Source organism: Variovorax sp. GrIS 2.14 (assembly GCF_046115955.1).
In the GTDB taxonomy this organism is placed as follows: domain Bacteria; phylum Pseudomonadota; class Gammaproteobacteria; order Burkholderiales; family Burkholderiaceae_C; genus Variovorax.
On sequence record NZ_JBJXIA010000006.1, the window covers coordinates 130145 to 149575 of the forward strand.

The window sequence follows — 19431 nt, forward strand, 5'->3', positions numbered from 1 at the left end:
CTTCGGAAAATTTTGAAAAAAGGCGTAGCCACCCGGTGCTCTGGACCCGGGAAGCGCATCGGCGACCGGGGTTGCCGGTTACCGAAAAAAGCGGGAAGTGGGAACCGGCGTCAGCCGGTCTTAGAGGCCTGCGGCTTGGCAGGCTCGGTCAAGTGCGGCGCTGAAGCACTGAAAAACTCGCGAAAGTGCTGCTTCACGGTGACGCTGCAAACGCACTCCCCAGCCGCCGGGTCCGACAACGCATCGGGCCAGTTGGTCGCCGAGGGCAGCACGCTGCTCGTGACCGGGTTGCCGGCTTCGCGCAGGCGCCGCGCAAAGGTCAGCGCCTCGTCGCGCATCGGATCGTCGTCGCCGACCAGCACCAGCGTCGGCGCGATCTGGCCGAGCCGCATCGATGCGCTGGGAACCGCATACGGATGCACCGCATCTTTCGGGCTGCTCAAAAATTGCTGCCAGCCTGCGGCCCACTTGCACTGCGTCGCGTCACCGGTGGTTTCACGCAGCGATGCGGTACCGGCGCACGGGTCGAGCATCGGCGACAGCAGGATTTGCCCTGCCAGCGGCGGATGGCCGCGGTCACGTGCGATCAATGCCACGGCGGCGGCCAGGTTGCCGCCGGCTTCTTCACCGGCCAGGAACACGGGTGCGCCCTTGCCCGCCAGCTTGACGCGCTGGCCGTACAGCCATTCGAGCACCGCGTAGGCGACTTCGATCGGCTCGGGGAACGGGAACTTGGGTGCCAAGGGATAGGCGAGCGACACGACGACCGCACCCGCGTCTTGCAGCAGCCCGGCGACCATGCGCCCGCTGTCGAGGCCGCCGCAGGTGAAGGTGCCGCCATGAAAGTGCAGCACCAGCGGCGAGGTCACACCGCGTTGCTTCAGGCCGTAGGTCCGGGCCTGCACCGGCTCACGGCCGGGCAACGCGATCGTGATGTCGGCCACGTCGACGGCGTTCGCTGTCACGGCAGCAGCGGCGGCGTCAGCAGACTTGGACATTGAACGGGGTGACATGGTGGACCTGAAGGTGGGAGTTGCGGAGTCAGTGGAGGAAACCAGCGATGGATTGAATATAAGTCGCCGGGCGCGTCAGAAAAGGGCCTCTTGATCCTTACTCTGTTTCCATTAGAAGAACAATCAGTGCAAATCCACATGTGAGAATTCAGTTCGCCGGCAAGCCATGCCGCGCGCTGCCAGGAGCATCTCTATGGACCAGATCCAGGCAATGCGGGTTTTCGTTCGCGTTGTAGAAGCCGGCACGTTCACCCGTGCCGCAGATTCCCTCGGCCTGCCCAAAGGCACGGTCACCAAACAGATCCAGGGGTTGGAGGCGCACCTGCGCGTGAAGCTGCTGAACCGCACCACGCGCCGCGTCACTGTCACGCCCGACGGGGCTGCGTACTTCGAACGCGCCGCGCGCCTGCTCAACGACTTCGACGACATCGAGGCGAGCATGACCAACGCCCAGGCCAACCCGACCGGGCGGCTGCGCATCGACGTCGGCACCTCTGTGGCGCGGCTCATCATCCTTCCGGCGCTGCAGGGGTTTCTCGATCGGTATCCGGACATTCAGGTGGACCTGGGCGTCAGCGACCGCCCGGTCGACCTCATCAGCGACAACGTCGATTGCGTCATTCGAGGCGGCGAGCTGACCGACCAGTCGCTGGTCGCGCGCCGCATCGGCAACCTGGCCTGGGTCACCGTCGCATCACCGGCCTACATCAAGCGCTACGGAACGCCGACGCACCCGAACGACATCGAAAAGCGGCATTTGCTGGTCGGCTTTTTTTCGGGGAGCACGCGCCGCCTTTACCCGCACGAGTTCCAGAAGGGCGACGAGCTGGTCGAGCTCACCGGACCGTACCGCGTGTCGGTCAACGAAGGCAACGCGCACCTCGGCGCGGTGCTGGGCGGCTTCGGCATTTCGCAGTGCATCACTTACGTGGCCGAGCCCTATCTAGCGAGCGGCGAGCTGGTGCGGGTGCTGCCGGATTGGACCGTGCCGCCGTTACCGGTGCATGTGGTCTACCCGCCCAACCGGCACCTGAGCGCAAAGGTACGTGCCTTCGTCGACTGGGCGGCTGATCTGTTTGCGAAGAACCCGAAGCTGCAAGGGCACAGCTGAAGGCCGGAAGGCATCGACCGCGCTGACCTCAGTTGACCTTGACCTGAAACAGCACGGTGCCGGTGCCGCCCGGTGCCAGCGAGCCGGTGAACTTCCAATCGAGGGGGCCGGTGCCGCCAGTGGCTTGCGCTGTCGGGCATGTGACGGTCGCTGCGGGCAGCGGGTTGGCTGGCGTGGTCTTCATGCAGGCCGTCAGCGTGCTCGGCGTGCTACCGGCCAGGGCGCTCACGAAGCTCGAGTAGGCCGGCGTCGTGTCGTTGATCGCCAGGGTGCTGATCGGGGCGGCGGCGTTGTTGGTGTAGGTGATGCGGTACTCCAGCGTCTCGCCCGACTTGGCCTGGTTGTTGATGCCGAAGACGCCGGCCTGCGTCACGTTGCGCACTTCCTTTTTAAGATCGAGCGCGGCGCTGCTGACCGTGGTTACATCCGTCACCTGGTAACTGGCCGACAGCGCTGGGGCGGCGTTGGTGAAGGTGAAGCCTGCCTGCACCGTGACGGTATCGATGTAGCCGTTTTGCGCCGTCGCCGGGATGAACTCCTGCATCACGATGCAGACTTGCTGGCCTGCCACCACTGTCATCGGCGCCGCTGGCGGGTACAACACCGCAGCGCCTGCTTGCAGCGTACCGGTGCAACCAACATCGGTAAGGACCTTCTCGTTCCAGCCATTGAGGGCCGGGGTCGCCACCGACGACGCAATCGAGAAACTCACCACGCCGCCGGTCCGCGCAGTAAAGGTGTGGGCATAGACCACCGTGTTGCCGGGCAGACCGGTCTTGACACCATCGGCAGCAAACGTATTGGCGTCGACGTCTCCGAAGTTCAGTCCGCTGTGCCCGGCGCCGTTGAATGCGAAGGCGATGCGGTCCGGCGCGCCGGTGCGCGCGTAGGTGTAGCTGGTGCCGCCGACCGTCACGGCGAAGCCTGAGGGCAAGGCCGTGGTGCTGACCGAAGCGCCGGTGGAAACGCGCACGCCCGGGTTGGTTTCTTCCACGCACAGTGGCGCCCCTGCTGCGACGCTGCCGGGCACGATCAAGGCGTAGCTGCCACTTCCGCTCGTTAGACCCTGCGCATACACCGTGCCGGAACAGTTGGTCAGCCTGACGCTGACGCCGGCCATGCCCGCTTCGCTGCCGTTCATGACCCCGTCGTTCGGCGTCCCACTGCCCACGCCGTTGTCGGTGAAGACGCGGCCCGTGACGCTGAAGCCGAAGGCGTTGATGAAGGTGCAGCTGAACACCGCGCCGTTGACCATGTTGGCCGCCGGAATGCTCAGCACATTGCCGGACAGCGTACCGAGCGGACCGCTCGGGTTGCCGCTCGTGGCGGTCTGCGAATCGACGCAGCTGGCGCTGACCGGGTTGGCTGGCCAGCCGGCGGGCGGGGTTTCCGCGATGCTCACCGCCGTGGCCGCCGTGCCGGTGATCGTCGCCGCGCCGCTGGCCGTGCCGGCGCCCACCACCGTGATGCTGTCGCCGGGCTGGCTCAGTCCGCCGAGCGCAAAGCTGAAGACGTTGCTGCCCGTGCCGCTCACCGTCGTCTTGACGATCTGCACCCGGGGGCTGGGCGATGCGGTGTTGGTGAAGGTACAGGTATAGGACGCACCGGCGCGCATGTTGGCTGCGGGAATCGTCGCGGTCGTGTTGGTCGAACTGATTGCTACCGTGTTGCCGGTAACGGCGCTGTTGCCGTCCAAGCAGCTGGTGCTGGTGGTGTAGCCCGCAACGGCTGTTTCAGTGGCGCTTGACGCTGCGCCCACCGTGCCGGTGTGGTTGGCGGCGGAGGTCGCCGTGGCGCCTGACGTCACGGTCGTGATGCTGTCGCTGGTATTGCTGACGCCGACCAGGGTGAAGGCGAACGAGCCGGTGCCGCCGACCGAGTTCTTGGCCAGCGTGACCGTTGGCGCGGCCGCCACGACGTCGGTGTCCGTGGCCGAGCACGCGCCGGTGCCGGCGTTGAATGTGCCGCCGGCTGCCGCACAGCTGGTGCCGGTACTGGTCGCCACCGTGGCAGTGGCGACGTTGCTGACCGAGGCGCCCACGGCCGCCGTGACCGTGGCGTTGACCGTCAGCTGGTAGCTGCCGCCAGCCGGAATGCTTGGCGTGGTGAAGCCGGCCTGCAAGGCTGCGACCGAGGGCGGTGTGGTGCATACGCCTGGCACGGCACCGCAGCTGACGATCGTCTTGTTCAAGCCCGTTGCAACCGGGTCGACCAGCGCGACGGTGGACGCCACCGCTCCGCTGTTGGTCACGGTGACCACATAGGCCGTGCTCGCGCCCGACATGACGCTGCTCACCCCGTCGGACTTCGTCACCGACATATCGGGCCGGGCCGTGTTGGTGAAGGTGCAGGTGATCACTGCACTGCCGCGCATGGCCGTGGCAGGGAGGCTGGCGGTGTTGCCGCTCAGCGTGGCCAGGTTGGTCGTGACGTTGCCGCTGGCCGCGGTATTGGCGTCGAGGCAGCTCACACCGGTCGGGTTGGTCGGCCAGCCCGTGGGCACGCTCGACTCCTGCATCGTGACGGCCGTGCCGACGGAGCCGACCTGCGTGGTACCAGAGGCCACCGTCGCTGCGCCCGTTACCGCCACGGTGTCGCTGGTGTTGCCCAGGCCGGTCAACGTGTACCCAAAGCTGTTGCTGCCCGTGCCGTTGGTAGTCGTCTTGGCCAGCTTGACAGTGGGCGCAGGCGCCACCATGAGGCACTGGGCCGTGACGCCGTTGAAGAAGTTGGCCGAGAGACCGGTGACGTTGGTAGTGGTATTGGTGAATGCGGCGGGGTTGGTGGTGCAACTGGCGTTGGTGGCGCCTGCAAGATTGGTCACGGCGACGGTCACCGTGCAACTGCTCGTTCCCGCAGGAACGGCCGCATTCGTGACCGTGATGGCCGTACCGCCCGCCGCTGCGGCCGTTGCCGTACTGGCGTTGGTGCAGGTTCCCCCGATGGCCGGAGCGGCCGCAATACGCAGGCTCGACGGCAGGGTGTCGGTAAAGCTTGCCGTCGTGGCCGCTCCGTTGGCGGGATTGGTCAACGTGAACGTCAGCGTGGTGCTGGCGCCCGGCACGATCGACGGTGTCGCGAAGGCCTTGGTCAGGGTGCGCTGTGCGTTGACGAAAGTACAGCTGATGTCCGCCCCGTTGCGCATGGCGGCCGCCGGGATGCTGATGCTGGTGACGTCCGCCACCCCGCTTTGCGCAACCGGATTGGTGTTGCCGGTGATCGCCGTATTGGCGTCGTTGCAAACCATGCCGGTCACGAAAAAGCTGCCGGGAATGGTCGACTCGGCCACGCTCTGGCTGGTGTTCAAGGTGCCCATGCGTTGCGCACCGATTACGGTCGCGGCATCGACGACGCTGATGGCGGTGGTACCAGCTGCGACCCCGGCCGTGGTCGTGAGGCCGGTGTGGGTGAAATTGAAGACGTTGGTGCCCGTGCTGCCGGGCGTCGTTGTCTTGACCATCTTGACCAGTGGTGAATTCCATTGCACCACCACGCGACCGTTGCCCCCCTGACCGCCAGACCCATTGGCCGTGACGGTTGGCTGTGCCGCGGCACCGCCGTAGTAGGGGTCACCGGCATTGGGTGCGCCGCCGCTGCTTGGCGCTTGCACCCAAGGGGCGGTGGCAAAAGAACCGGAACCGCCGAGGATGTAAGCCGACAGAAAGCTCGAACCGCCGCCGCCCGCCGTGTCGTCGCACCGGTTGGTGGCAGAGCCGCCGCCGCCGCCGTAGTAGCCAGCGCCGCCACCCGAGCTGTCGCCCCCGCCGGACGTGCCTGCCGCTGACGCGGAGCCGAGCCCGCCGTACCATTTGCTGCCGTTGGTGGAATTGCTGCCGGCAAGAACCGCCGAGCCGGTGCCCTTGGACCCACCCCCAGACTGGGAACCACCTCCCGCAGGGGTGTAGACGCTGGCGACGCACGTCCCACCAGCACCAGGATTCATGCCGCTGGTGGTGCCCGTCAGCCCTGTCAGGCCGCCGCCAGACCCCGGACTGTCGCCCCACGATGACGCATCCGCACCACCACCTCCGCCCGCCACGATGATGGGATCAGCGCTGCCGTTGACGCTCCCATACGACCCGCCGAAAGGCGAAGCGCCGTAAAAAATACCGGACAAACCGCCGCCTTGCGATTGATAGAACGCACCGCCCGCTGTGGGGTTTCGTGTGCCACCGCCCCCGTAGGGCGTGGTCAAGCTCGCCCCGTTGGGAAAATACCGGCCCCCATCCCCCACCACCACGTACAGGGTCGTGCCATTGGCAACAAAGCCGCCTTTGGCAAAGGCGCCAGCGCCACCGTAACCTCCGTAGCCGCTGTTGCCAAACTCACTGACGTTGACCCAATAGCCCGTTGCTCCCGCCGCGCCCCAGACGCGGGACTCGACGTAGTTGCCCGCCGGGACGGCGAGGGTCTGGTCACCGCCGGAATTGGTCACCACCCTGCAATTGTTGTAAGCGGCGCCCGCCCCGGGTTGCCCTGTCGGCACCGTGCCGCTCGGCGTGCAGGACGTGACCGCCGCCTCTGCCGGCAGCGCGAACATGGCGGAAGCCGCTACCGTCCAAGCAACCGCAACCAGCCGGCGCCGCATTGCCGCGGTGAAATGCGGGCTACGTGACACGTGACTGGATAACGACCTGAAGCCGGTAACCAGCTTCCTTGGATTTGGAGTGCGTTCGCATCCGGCGCTCTACCTTGGTGAATATCAGTTGACCTTCACCTGGAACAGCACCGCACCGGTACCGCCCGGCGCGAGCGATCCGGTGAACTTCCAGTCGAGGGGGCCGGTGCCACCCACGGCCTGCGCCGTGGGGCATGCAACGGTCGCTGCCGGCAGCGGGTTGGCCGGCGTGTTCTTTGCGCAGGCCGTCAGCGTGGCCGGCGTGCTCTCCAGCAGGGAGCTCACGAAGGTCGAGTACGCCGGCGTGGTGTCGTTGATCGCCAGCGTGCTGATCGGTGCGGCGGCGTTGTTGGTATAGGTGATGCGGTACTCCAGCGTCTCACCCGACTTGGCCTGGTTGTTGACGCCGAACACACCGCCTTGCGTGACGTTGCGCACTTCCTTTTTCAAGTCCAGTGCACTGCTTCCGACCGTGGTCACGTCGGTTACCTGGTAGCTGCCAGAAAGCGTGGGTGCTGCATTGGTGAAGTTGAAATCAGCCTCTAACTTGACCGTATTGACGTAGCCGTTTTGCGCCGTCGCGGGGATGAACTCCTGCATCACGATGCAGACCTGCTGGCCTGCCACCACTGTCATCGGCGCCGCTGGCGGGTACAACACCGCAGCGCCCGCTTGCAGCGTGCCGGTGCAACCGACATCGGCAAAGACCTTCTCGTTCCAGCCGGCGAGGGTCGGCGCTGCGACTGCGGATGCAATCGTGAAACTCACCGAGCCGCCCGTCTGCGCCGTGAAGGTGTGGGAGTAGCTGACGGTGCTGCCGGGCTGACCGCCCTTGGTGCCATCGGCGACAAAAGTGTTGGGGTCGACATCGCCGAAGTTCAACCCGGCATGACCGGTGCCGTTCCACGCGAATGCGATGCGGTCAGGTGTGCCGGTGCGGGTGTAGGTGTAGCTGGTTCCGCTCACGGTCACGGCCGTACCGGAAGCTAGCGCCGTGCTGCCGTACGAGGCGCCGGTCGAGATCCGCGTGGCCGGGTTGGTTTCCTCCACGCACAGCAGGCTGCCCACTGGCAGGGACGAGTTGACCCCTATCTTGAAGCCGCCGGTTCCATCGGTGATGGTCGTGCCGTAGATGGTCGCCGCGCAGTTCGTCAGCTTGATGCCGACGCGTGCCACGCCAACCTCCGCACCGTTGATGAGCCCGTCGTTAGCTGTGCCTCCACCCACGCCGTTGTCGGTGAATACGCGCCCCGACACATCCAGGTTAGTCCCCGGCGTGGTCACGGTACAGGCGCTGCAGGTACCTACCGAGGTCGTCACGGTATTGACGATCGTCGTGGTGCCCACCGGCAGCGGGTTGACCACCGTCACGGTGAAGGGCGTCGTGACACTGCCGGGGGCTGTGGTGATGCTCAAGGTGCAGACGATGCCGGCCGCCGAGCCGGTGGCGCATGACCACCCTTCGCCCGACCCGGTGTAGTTGGTGTGGTCCGGTACGGTCTCGCTCAACACGGTCGTACTGCTGCTGCCGCCCGTATTGCGCACAACGATGTTGTAGAGGAAGACGTCGCCGCCTGCCACCGTGGCGGTGCCGGTCGTGACCGCACCGTTGACCTTGACGAGCGCCTTGGACGTGTCAAGAACCGCCACGGTCGGGTTGTTCACGCTGCAGCTGCTGCACGTGCCGGTGGAGGTGGTGACGCTGTTGGCGATGCTCGCCGTGCCCACCGGGAGCGGATTGAACACGGTGACGCGGTAGCCCAGCAACGTGGTGGCACCCGCCGCCACATTCACGGTCTGGGTGCACGCCGTACCGCTCGCCGCGCCATTGGCACAGGACCAGCCCAGGCTCGGGGCGGCGCTGCTGAAGACGGTGTTGGCCGGAACGTTGTCGGTCAGCGTGGTCGTGCCCGACGAGCCTCCGGTGTTTGTCACGCTGATCTGGTAGTCCAGGATGTCGCCGGCCTTGACTGTCGCGCCCGCCACAGCCGCCACGCCGTTAATGCCCTGCAGCACCTTGGTGGTGTCGAGGGTCGGCTTGGGTGTGTTGGTGTAGATGCACACGATGGCCGTGTCGACCGCGGCCACCGTGAAGCTGGCCGGCAGCGCGGCGTTGGTCAGCGGTGTGGCGCTGTTGTTGCAACTGACCGTGCTGGTGTAGTTGCTCGCGCTCGCGCCGCCGCCGAAGGTCTCCACCGGCAGCGTGATGGCGTTGCCCACGCTGACCGTGACCGCAGTACCGTTGGTGGTGTTGCCTGCGGCGGTGGCAGTCGCCGCAATGGTTGCCGGGTTGGTGCCCCCGCTCGACGTCGCGCTGATCGTGTGACCCGCTGTGCTGTTGACGGCAAAGGTCTTGTTCAACTGCAGCGTGGGGCTGTTGGGTGTGTTGGTGTAGGTGCAGGTCAGCGGCGGGTCGGCCGGGGCCACCGTGAAGGTCTGCGGCAGCGCGGCATTGGTCACCGGCGAGACCGTGTTGTTGCAACTCACCCTCGTCGTATAGCTGGCCTGGCTGCCGGTGGTGAAGGTTTCCGCTGGCAGCGTGATGCTGTTTCCCGCGGTGACCGCGACGGACGTACCGGTGGTGGTCGTTCCTGCGGTCGAGGCGCTCGCGTTGAGCGTCGGGTTGGTCGAGCCACCTGTGGTGCTTACCGTGATGGCGTCGTTCTGGATGCTGTTGACGGCAAAGATCTTCCGCAACCGCAGCGTGGTCGCTTTGGGAGTATTGGTGTAAGTGCAGACGATGGCCTTGCCGCTGTCGCCGACAGCGAGCACAAGGGAGTTGCCGACCTGGCCGTTGCTTCCGCTCAACGCGCTGGCCATGGCACCGCCATTGGCCTTGCAACTCAGCACGGTGGTGTAGTTGGCCAACGTACCGGGACTCAGCGTCTCACCCGGCAGTGTCAGGGTGTCGCCCACCAACACGGTGACCTGGGCACTGCTGGCGGTTGTCGGAACGCTCGACGTGAAGGCCGTTGTGTTCGCTGACCCGCCCGTGGTCGCACCGATGTTGGCAACGTCGCCGGCGATGCTGTTGGCGCCCCAGACTTTGCTCAACTGCAGCGTGATCTTGGCCGTGTTGGTGATATCGCAGCGAATGAACTCGCTGTTGCCCGAGATATAGCCGCTGGGCGGCACCAGCGACCAACTGCCCGGTACGCCGGACGTCGGCGTGGTGGCGTAAGCCAGATTGTTGGCGTCCTTACAGGCAATGCTGGCACTGTAGTTGGACAACGAGGTGCCCGATCCTGCGGTCTCGCTCAAGGTCACCGGTGCCGGGCCTGCATTGACCACCGCATAGACGGTTCCACCGCCGCTGGTGGAGTAATTGGCGGGCGCAGTCACGTCGGCATTGCCCGGCGTGCTGTTGGTGCCGCTGATGCGCAGCGTGAACAGACCGGAATCAGGCGCCGTGCCGACGAACGACTTGTTGAGCGTGACCTGGGGCTGTTCGTTGGAGAAGACGCACTGGATGTTGGCGCCCAGCACCATGTTGGCGGCAGGTACGGTGTACGTCGCCGTGGCGTTGTTGGAGACAATCGGGATGGTCGCCGGATTGCCCGAATTGGCCGCGTTCAGGTCGGTACAAACGGCGGACGCCGGTGCGCTCGGCCAGTTGGACGTACTGCCTTCGGTGATGACCACTGCAGTACCCACGGTGCCGAGATGTTCCTGGGCCGCATATTGCGTGACCACCGAGTTGGACGGGGTGAACGCGAACGCCGCGCTGGCGTTGCTCGCTCCGCTCACGGTGAAGTTGAAGGTGGGCGACTGCGAGCCCGCGCGCGCTGCCTTGCCCAACACCACCACGGGCAGTGCGGCGTTGGTCAGTGTGCAGGTCAGCGTGCCACCGCCACTGCTGGCAGGCACGGTCACGGTGCCACCCTGGGCAATGTTGTTGACGGTGGTGGTGCCATCGACGCAGGAATAGGTGGCAACCCCGAAGCGCGCCGCGCCGCTCCCCAGCGTCTCGGCTGGCAGAGTCAGCGTCGCGCCTACCGCTGCCGTGCCCGACGTGCTGCTGGTGCTGTTATTACTCGGCACCCCACTGGCCGAGGTCGAATTCACCGAACCGGTCGGCGTGGTCATGCCCAGCGTGATCGCCGGAATGCTGGTGGTACTGGTGGTGCCGTTGTTGTCGGTACCGTTGCGCCAGGCCTTCTGCAAAATTACCGTGGCTGTCTTGCTGTTGGTAAAGGTGCAAATGATGTTCGAGCCGGCTGCCGTCGCCGCCGCGTCGAGCGTCAGCGTGGTGCCCGACAAAGTGGCCGTTCCGCCTGAACCCATGCCCGTGCAGATGGCACCTGCCAGCGCAAACCCTGTTTGCGTTGTCTCGGTGATCGTCGCACCGGAATTGGTGGCGGTCAGTGTCTGGGTCGGGCCCGATGCAGCTGTTCCGGCAGTGGTGGTGGTGACGCTGGTGCCAATACCGTTGGTGCCCGTGAAGGCGAAGGTTGAGGTCCCGCCGTTGGAGATCTTGCGGATGGTCACCGTCGGCGTGGCCTTGGCGGTGTTGGTGATCGTGCAGACCACGTTGGTGTTGGCGCTGCCTGAATAGCCGTTGGCGACATAGAAGTAGCTGTTGGTTCCCGGGATCGGGCCGGCGCCGGTGCCGAGCGTGCAACTGCTGGTGGTGGTGTAGTTGGCGAGGTTCGAACCGGCAGTTGCCGTCTCGTTGAAATAGATCGGGTTGGAGGCTGCACCGGCATAGATGCGCTGCGGCGCGCCGGTGGTGCCGCCATTGCCCTGGCTGGTCGCACCGACCAGGGCCGGGCCCATCGCGGGGGTGACCGGGAAGGTGAGGTTGAACAAGCCGTTGTCGCCCGCGGGCGGCGTGCCGACCACCACCTTGTTGACCACCACCGAGCCGTCGATGAAGGTCGTCACCGATGACGTGTTGTTGGCGGTGTTGGTGTCGGTCAGCCCTGCTGGCACGGTGACGGTGGCGGTGTTCACCGCACCGGAGGTCGGATCGGTCAGTGCATTGGCGGTGGCCTGGATCACGATCGTGCAAGTGCCGCCGCTCGGGAAGGTCGAGACCGTGCCGGTCACCGTCGCACCGGCGGTCGCCGTGCAAGCCACGCCGGGTCCAGGGGTGGTGCTGACGATCGTGATGCCGGTCAGGTTGCCGGGAATGGGGTCGCTGAACGTCGTGTTGGGCGCTGCGGCCGGACCGTTGTTGGTCATCACGAGCTGATACTGAACGATGTCGCCGAAGAAGGCGCGGACGCTGCCGGTGCCAAACGTGCCGCTGGTGCCCAGACGCTGTGTCTTGGCGATTGCCAGGTCTGCCAGCAAAGGCACGTTGTTGAAGGTACAGACGATGGCCTTGCCACTGTCACCGGCGCCGATCAGCAACGTGTTGTTCACTTGGCCGTTGGCGCTGCTCACCGGATTGGCGGTGGCCCCGCCGTTTGCCAGACAGACCAGTGAGGTCGCGTAATGCGACGCGCTGGCGGCCGGCGTGAAATTCTCTGCCGCGAAGGTCAGGGTGTCGCCGGCCGAGACGGTGACGACATTGGACGAGAGCGGGTTGCCGCCGGCGGTGCTGAAGCTGCTGGTGTTGCTGGCCGCGCCGTTAAGGGTGCCGCCGGTGGTGCCGAAGACGTTGGCGATATCGGCAGAGGGGCTGCCCGTGCCCCAGGTCTTGGACGACTGTATGGTCGCCGTCTTGACCGTGTTGGTGTAGGTGCAGGTGATCTGCGTCGCGAGACCCGCCGTCGGGTTCTGTGGCGCGGTGATGCCGTTGGAGGTATTGCCGGCCACGATCGGGCCGCCCGGATAACCCGGGAAGCCATTGAGGTAGGACGCACCGGTCCCGTCGATGCAGGCCAGATTCGAGACGTAGTTCGCCAGCACGGTCGTGCCGGCGGCGGTCTCCGCCACTGTTGCCGTGCTGTATGTGGAACCGTTATTGCCCGCGTCAACCATGACCCACCCGGTCGTGCCGGTTGTACCCACATTATTCTGCGGATTGGTGCCGCCGTTCGGGAATGCCGTGGTCGGGTTGGAGTTGGGGCTCAAGTTCGCCGCGATCGATAGGTTGAACAGCGTGTTCACGCCGTTGACCACAAGGTTGAGGCGGATCGTGGGATTGATGAAGGTGGTGACCGACGACGTGTTGTTGGCCGTGTTGGTGTCGGTGACGCCGCTCGCTGCCGCGACCGTCGCGGTGTTGATCACGCCCACGGTCGGGCTGGTCAAGGTATTCGGAACCGCCGAATAGATAATCGTGCAACTGCTGCCGACCGGAATAGTGGCGGTGCCGCTCAGCGTGGAGCCGCTGAACGACGGCGCCGGACAGGTCGCCGTGCCCCCCACCGACGTGCTGACCACCGCGGGGTTGATGAATTGCGAAGGCACCGTATCGCTATAAGTGGCATTCGTGGCCGTGGCACCCGACAGATTGGAGACCACCAGGCTGAAATACATGGGATTCAGGACCGCCGGTGCCTTGAGAGTGCCTGTGGTGAACGATCCGTTGATCAGGCTCTGACTTTTGACGATCGAAAGGTCCGATGACTTGCCCGTGTTGGTATAGGTACAGACGATGGCTTTACCGGCATCGGCCCCGGTGACGACCAGTGTGTTGCTGACCTGCCCGTTGGCACTGCTAGGCGCATTGGTCGCGTTGCAAGTAAATGTCGTGTTGTAGTTGGCCAGCGAACCGGACGTGAAACTCTCCGCTGGAAAGGTCACGGTGTTGCCGCCCGAGATGTTGACCGCGGTGCCGCTGTTCGCGGCAGTCCCGCCGTTGCTGGTGAAGGCCGCCGTGTTGTTGGGGGTACCACCCGTGGTCGCGGAAATGCGCGCCGTATCGCTTGAGTTGTTCGCGCCCCAGGCCTTGGCCGTTTGCAGCGTGATCGGCTGTGCGGCGGCGAACAGCAGCACTACATTTCCAGCGCCGCCACTCCCCCCGGGTACGGACTGACCTGGGCCACCACTGGTTGAACCCCCGCCACCCCCGCCGCCATTCGCAGTAGTCGTCGGCGCAGCGGTCAGGTCGGTAAGCACATAACACGACGTGGCCGCCCCTCCACCTCCTGAGTCGAAGCCCCCGGCGGCGCCACCGACATAACCGCCACCGCCGCCGCCACGCCCTCCACTTTCAACGGCTGGGCCCCCACCAGTGCCGCCTGTTCCCGTGCTGGTGCAGTTCGCGGCCGATGTAAAGGTCGCTGAACTGCCGCCGGCACCGCCGACAGAAATGTTGAACGCGCCGCCGCCGCCGCCGCCGCCGCCGCCTGCTTTGAGCTTCACGACACCCGCGACCGCAAACGAAGAGCCGCCGCCGCCGCCGCCGCCGCCGCCGGTGACGTAAGGGTCAGAACAATTATTGGGAGACCCAGATCCACCCGCGCCGTTGCCTGCGCCAGCGCTACCGTAGTAGGGGCAGCCCGGATTGGAGGAACCGCCGCCGCCGGCACCGCCCACGTTTCCCGACAGGATTTGACCCGGGAGTACTTTTACAACCCCGACTATCCTCGCGCCTGACCCGCCAAAACCGCCGGCATAGGGACTTTGATCGCCGCCGCCGCCGCCGCCGCCGCCGCCCCTGAGCGTTACGGTGACGCTATACACGTTGGCGGGCACGGCCACGCTGTACGTTCCGGAGCTGTAAGTCTGTGCCTCTACCAGGCCCGGAAGCGCCACGAGGGTCAGGAAAGACAGCAGCGACGCTGCGGTCTTACGCATGATGGAAACACTGGTCATCACTTGGCGCCCTCCCCGGCATTCAGGCTGGCGGCCAGCACTTCGATCGATACCGCGCCGACGATGCGGCCCTTGGGCGTCAGGAACGATGGTGTGCCCACCCTCCCCAGCGCTTCCCAATCCTGCGTCATCGTGGCGAGGCGCGCGGTGACGGCGGCGCCGGCCATGTCGGTCTTGGCACGCGGCCAATTCACCCCGTTGGCCCTGGCCAGCAGGCTGAGCGACGCTTCATCGGTCGGCTGGGGCGTCGGGCCGGTGAACAGCGAATCATGCACCTGGGCGAAGCGGCCCTGCAGATCGGCAGCGAGCGCGAACCGGGCCAGCACGGTGCTGTCGGCGCCGAGGATCGGCGTCATGACCATCACCACGCGCAGGTCGGGGCTGGACTTCAGCAGTGCCGCGATGCGGGGCTGCGCAATGCGGCAAAAGCTGCAGTTGTAGTCGAACATCTCGACCAGGGTGACCGGCGCAGTGGGCTGGCCGAGGAGGGGCGCAGCGGGGTGCAGCGCCGAATAGCGCGCATAGAAGCGCAGCTGAATGTACGCGCCCTTGCTGGTGTAGTCGGACGACAAGTCGCGGTCCGTCAAACCAAGCACGTTGTAGCCTGCAGACACCGACAGGTTTTTCGCGACCTGCCCGACCAGCCGGTAGGCCAGGCCGACTTGCTGGCGCACCAGCAGGCGGTCATGACCACTGCTGGCACCTTGGCGTGAACTGTTGCTGGCATAGTGGATCAATTGACCGTCACCCGAAACAGCACAGTGCCGGTGGCACCGGGATTAAGCGGGCCCGAGAACTGGAAGCTGATCGCACCCGTGCCGCCTACACTCTGCGCGGCCGGACACACCACCGCCGCAGCCGGTAGCGCGTTGGCAGGTGTTTGCTTCTGGCAGGCGGTCAAGGTCGCAGGCGTGGTCCCGGCCAGGGCACTCAGGAACGTCGTGTAAGCCGGCGTTGCGTCGTTGATCGTGAGGTTCGTGATCGCACTGGCGCCGTTGTTGGTGTAGGTAATCTGGTACTCCAGCATCTCGCCTGACTTGGCTTGGTTGTTGACGCCAAACACGCCGCTCTGGGTCACGTTCCTCACTTGCTTTTTCAGGTCCAGCGCGCTACTGCCCACCTTTGTCACGTCAGTCACCTGGTAACTGGCGGTGAGCGCCGGTGCGGCGTTGGTAAAGGTGAAGTCGGCCTGGACCTTGACGGTGTTGATGTAGCCGTTGAGCGCTGTGGCAGGTATGAACTCCTGCATGATCACGCACACCTGCTGGCCTGCGGTCACCGTCGTCGCCACCGCTGGCGGGAACAGCAGAGTCGGCACCGCTGGAGCTACCGGCATTGCGCCGGTGCACAGGGGGTCGGCAAAGATCTTCTCGCTCCAGCCACTGAGCGTGGGGGCGGCCACTGCGGACGTGATGCCAAAGCTGACGGAGCCGCCGGTTTGCGCGGTGAAGGTGTGCGGGTACACCACGGTGTTGCCGCTCTGGCCGGTCTTGGCACCATCGGCGGCGAAGGTGTTCCGGCCGACGTCACCGAAGTTCAGCCCGCTGTGGCCGGTGCCGTTCCAGCCGAAGGCGATGCGGTCGGGTGTACCCGTGCGGGTGTAGGTGTAGCTGGTGGCGCTGACCGTTACCGCCGAGCCAGAGGGCAGCGCTGTGCTGCCTGCTGAGGCGCCGGTGGAGACGCTGCTGACCGGGTTGGTCTCTTCGACACACAGCTGCGCGCCTATCGCCAGGGAGGCGCTGAGGCCCAGCAGGTAGTTGCCCGAGGCATCGGTGAGGGTGGTGGCGTAGGTGGTCCCGATGCAGTTGGTGAGCGTGATGCGCACGCTGCTGACGCCAGCTTCTCCCCCGTTGACCAGTCCGTCATTGGGCGTGCCACCGCCTGCGCCGTTGTCGGTAAACACGTGGCCTGACACCACCAGGTTGGTGCCGGGAGTGGTCACGGTGCAGCCGCTGCAGGTGCCCGCTGAGGTGCTCACAGTGTTCACCACCGTAGTGGTGCCAGGTGGCAGCGGGTTGTCTACCGTGACGGTGAACGGTGCCACCACGGTGCCGGGCGCCAGCGTGACGCTCAAGGTACAGCTGGTGCCGGCCACCGAGCCGTTGGCGCACGACCACCCTTCGCCCGATCCGGTGTAGGTGGTGTGCGCTGGTACGGTCTCGGTGAGCACGGTCGTGCCTGTGGTGCCGCCGTTGTTGCGCACTGTGATGTTGTAGAGGAAGACGTCGCCACCCACGACGTTAGCGGTGCCTGTCGTGGCCGCGCCGTTGACCTTGGACAAGGTCTTGGTGGTGTCCAGCACTGACGCGGTCGGGTTGCTCACGGTGCAGCTGCTGCAAGTGCCGGCAGACGTGGTCACGCTGTTGGCGATGCTCGTCGTGCCCACCGGGAGCGGGTTGAGCACGGTGACCCGGTAGCCCAGCAAGGTGGTGGCACCCGCCGCTACGCTCACGGTCTGGGTGCAGGCTGTGCCGCTTGGCGCGCCGTTGGCACACGACCAGCCCAGGCTGGGAGCGGCGTTGCTGAAGGTGGTGTTGGCCGGTACGGTGTCGGTCAGCGTGGTCGTGCCCGACGAGCCGCCGGTGTTGCTCACGCTGATTTGGTAGTCCAGTATGTCACCGGCCTTGACTGTGGCGCCCGCCGCAGCCAGGGCGCCGTTGATGCCCTGCAGCACCTTGGTGGTGTTGAGGACGGCCAGCTTGGGCGTGTTGGTGTAGGTGCAGACGATGGCCTTGCCGCTGTCGCCCGCGCCGACCAGCAGCGTCTGGTTAGCCTGGCCGTTGCTGCCACTCAACGCATTGGCAGTGGGGCCGCCATTGGCAGTACAGACAAGCCCCGTGGTGTAGTTGGCCGCACTGGCGGCGGGGGTGAAGTTCTCCGCCGGAAATGCCAGCGTGTCACCGACCGTCACTGGGACCACGGCGGTGTTGCGCGCGGTGCCGCCTGTCGTGCTGAAGCTGGCGGTGTTGCTGGCGGCGCCACCGGAGGTGCCACCCGTCGTGCCGAACACGTTGGCGACGTCACTGGACGGGCTGCCTGCGCCCCACAGCTTGGCAGTTTGCAAGGTGGCGGTTTTAGGGGTGTTGGTGAACGTGCAGACAATCGCTTTACCGCTGTCGCCTGCGCCTATCACCAAGGTGTTGCTGGCCTGGCCGTTGCTGCCGCTCAAGGCATTGGCGGTAGCGCCGCCACCCGCCGTACAGGCCAGCACGGTGGTGTAGTTGGCCGCACTGGCCGCTGGGGTGAAGTTCTCTGCCGGGAAGGTCAGGGTGTCGCCGACCGTCACTGGGACCACGGCGGTGTTGCGCGCGGTGCCGCCTGTCGTGCTGAAGCTGGCGGTGTTGCTGGCGGCGCCACCGGAGGTGCCACCCGTCGTGCCGAACACGTTGGCGACGTCACTGGACGGGCTGCCTGCGCCCCACAGCTTGGCAGTTTGCAGTGTCGTTTGGGCAGTCACGGTCAGCGTGGCGTTGGCGGCAGTCGGGTTCGTGTCGCCGTTGCTGTCCGCAATGGCACCGGCTGGGATCGTGTTTACGTAAGACCCTGCACTAGCGGCGACCACGTCGAAGCTCAGCGTACACACGCCCGCAGGCGTGAAATAGGCGGCACCGCCGTTGGTGGTGATGACAAACTGGGTGCTGCCTGCAGTGGCGACATAGTAAGCACCGGCGGCATAGCAGGTGCCTGAAACAGTGCCCAACTGGACATTGGGCGTCGGCGCGATCAACAGACCAGCCGGCAAGTTATCGGTCATCCGCACGCTGTCGGACTGCTGCGCCGCGTTGAACGTCAGCGTCACACGCGACGTCGAATTGGCTGCGACCGTTGTCGGGCTGAAGGCCTTGGTCAGCGTCAGGCTGCGACGAACAGTATTGGTATAGGTGCAGGTGACCTGGGTCGCCGATCCAGACGTCGGATTCTGTGGCGCCGTGATGCCGTTGGAAGTGTTGCCGGCCACGATCGGCCCGCCGGGGTAGCCCGGAAATCCGGTGAGGTACGACGCGCCCGTGCCGTCCACGCAAGCCAGGTTCGATGTGTAGTTGGCCAGATTGGTCGAGGTACCGGCCGTTTCCGCCGCTGTGACGGTGCTGTAGGTAGAGCCGTTGTTTCCCGCATCGACCATCACCCACCCGGTCGTGCCGCCGTTGCCCTGGTTGGTCTGGGGGTTGGTACCACCGCCAGGAAACGCCGTGGTCGGGTTGGCGTTAGGGCTTAAGTTATTGGCCAACGACAGATTGAAAAAGCCGCTGTCGCCCGCCGGCGGTGTGCCCACGGTCACAACGTTCAGCCGAATCACGGGATTGATGAAGGTGGTGACCGACGATGTGTTGTTGGCCGTGTTGGCGTCTGTGACGCCACTCGCTGCCGCGACCGTCGCGGTGTTGATCACGCCCACGGTCGGGCTGGTCAAGGTATTCGGAACCGCCGAATAGATAATCGTGCAACTGCTGCCGACCGGAATAGTGGCGGTGCCGCTCAGCGTGGAGCCGCTGAACGACGGCGCCGGACAGGTCGCCGTGCCCCCCACCGACGTGCTGACCACCGCGGGGTTGATGAATTGCGTCGGCACGGTATCGGTATAAGTGGCGTTGGTGGCCGTGGCGCCCGACAGATTGGAGACTACCAAGCTAAAGTACATCGGGTTCAGGACCGCTGGCGCCTTGAGCGTGCCCGTGGTGAACGACCCGTTGGTCAGGCTCTGGCTTTTGAGGATCGACAGATCAACTGTCTTCCGCGTGTTGGTGTAGGCGCAAACAATCGCCTTGCCGACATCGCCCGCACCTATCAACAAGGTATTTTGGGCCTGACCATCCGCCGGACTACTTGAGCCATTCAACAAATTGGCCGTGGCAGCGCCATTGGCATTGCACACCAACGTCGTGTTGTAGTTACCGATGTTAGTGCCGGTTTCTGCCGGAAAGGTGATGGTGTTGCCGGCATTGACCGAGACCACATTACTACTCGAGTTTGTGGGGTAG

At 65.4% G+C, this 19431-nt stretch carries 6 protein-coding genes; 1 reads left to right on the top strand and 5 read right to left on the bottom strand.

Going from position 1 to position 19431, the window contains the following annotated elements:
* Positions 1-110 precede the first annotated feature (110 nt).
* Positions 111-998, bottom strand: a complete 888-nt coding sequence (locus RCH10_RS12325) for an alpha/beta hydrolase (RefSeq protein ID WP_409052572.1) — start codon at positions 996-998, stop codon at positions 111-113.
* A gap of 208 nt (positions 999-1206) precedes the next feature.
* On the opposite strand from RCH10_RS12325, the gene RCH10_RS12330 reads away from it, so the two are divergent.
* Positions 1207-2124, top strand: coding sequence for a LysR family transcriptional regulator (locus RCH10_RS12330; RefSeq protein WP_323500709.1), 918 nt, complete (start codon positions 1207-1209; stop codon positions 2122-2124).
* Between the two features lie 28 nt (positions 2125-2152).
* Here the strand turns inward: RCH10_RS12330 and RCH10_RS12335 are convergent, their stop codons facing one another.
* From RCH10_RS12335 to RCH10_RS12350, 4 genes are all read right to left on the bottom strand, one after another.
* Positions 2153-6664 carry a beta strand repeat-containing protein gene (locus RCH10_RS12335; protein ID WP_409052573.1) on the bottom strand — a complete coding sequence of 1504 codons (4512 nt, stop codon included), beginning with the start codon at positions 6662-6664 and terminating at the stop codon, positions 2153-2155.
* Between the two features lie 162 nt (positions 6665-6826).
* Complete coding sequence (locus tag RCH10_RS12340) at positions 6827-14452, bottom strand: hypothetical protein (RefSeq protein ID WP_409052574.1); 7626 nt, start codon at positions 14450-14452, stop codon at positions 6827-6829.
* On the bottom strand, positions 14452-15189 hold the full coding sequence (locus tag RCH10_RS12345) for a DsbA family protein (protein WP_409052575.1): 738 nt from the start codon (positions 15187-15189) through the stop codon (positions 14452-14454). The genes RCH10_RS12340 and RCH10_RS12345 overlap by 1 nt, the downstream gene beginning before the upstream one ends.
* Entirely contained in the window at positions 15186-19406 is a 4221-nt protein-coding gene (locus tag RCH10_RS12350; protein WP_409052576.1) for a beta strand repeat-containing protein, read from the bottom strand. Before RCH10_RS12350 ends, RCH10_RS12345 begins: the two co-directional genes overlap by 4 nt.
* Positions 19407-19431 lie beyond the last annotated feature (25 nt).

What these genes read in the sequence shown, in the direction of transcription:
- RCH10_RS12325 (WP_409052572.1), bottom strand. Translation starts at nt 998, where the DNA reads ATGTCCAAGTCTGCTGACGCCGCCGCTGCTGCCGTGACAGCGAACGCC.
- RCH10_RS12330 (WP_323500709.1), top strand. Translation starts at nt 1,207, where the DNA reads ATGGACCAGATCCAGGCAATGCGGGTTTTCGTTCGCGTTGTAGAAGCC.
- RCH10_RS12335 (WP_409052573.1), bottom strand. Translation starts at nt 6,664, where the DNA reads ATGTTCGCGCTGCCGGCAGAGGCGGCGGTCACGTCCTGCACGCCGAGC.
- RCH10_RS12340 (WP_409052574.1), bottom strand. Translation starts at nt 14,452, where the DNA reads ATGACCAGTGTTTCCATCATGCGTAAGACCGCAGCGTCGCTGCTGTCT.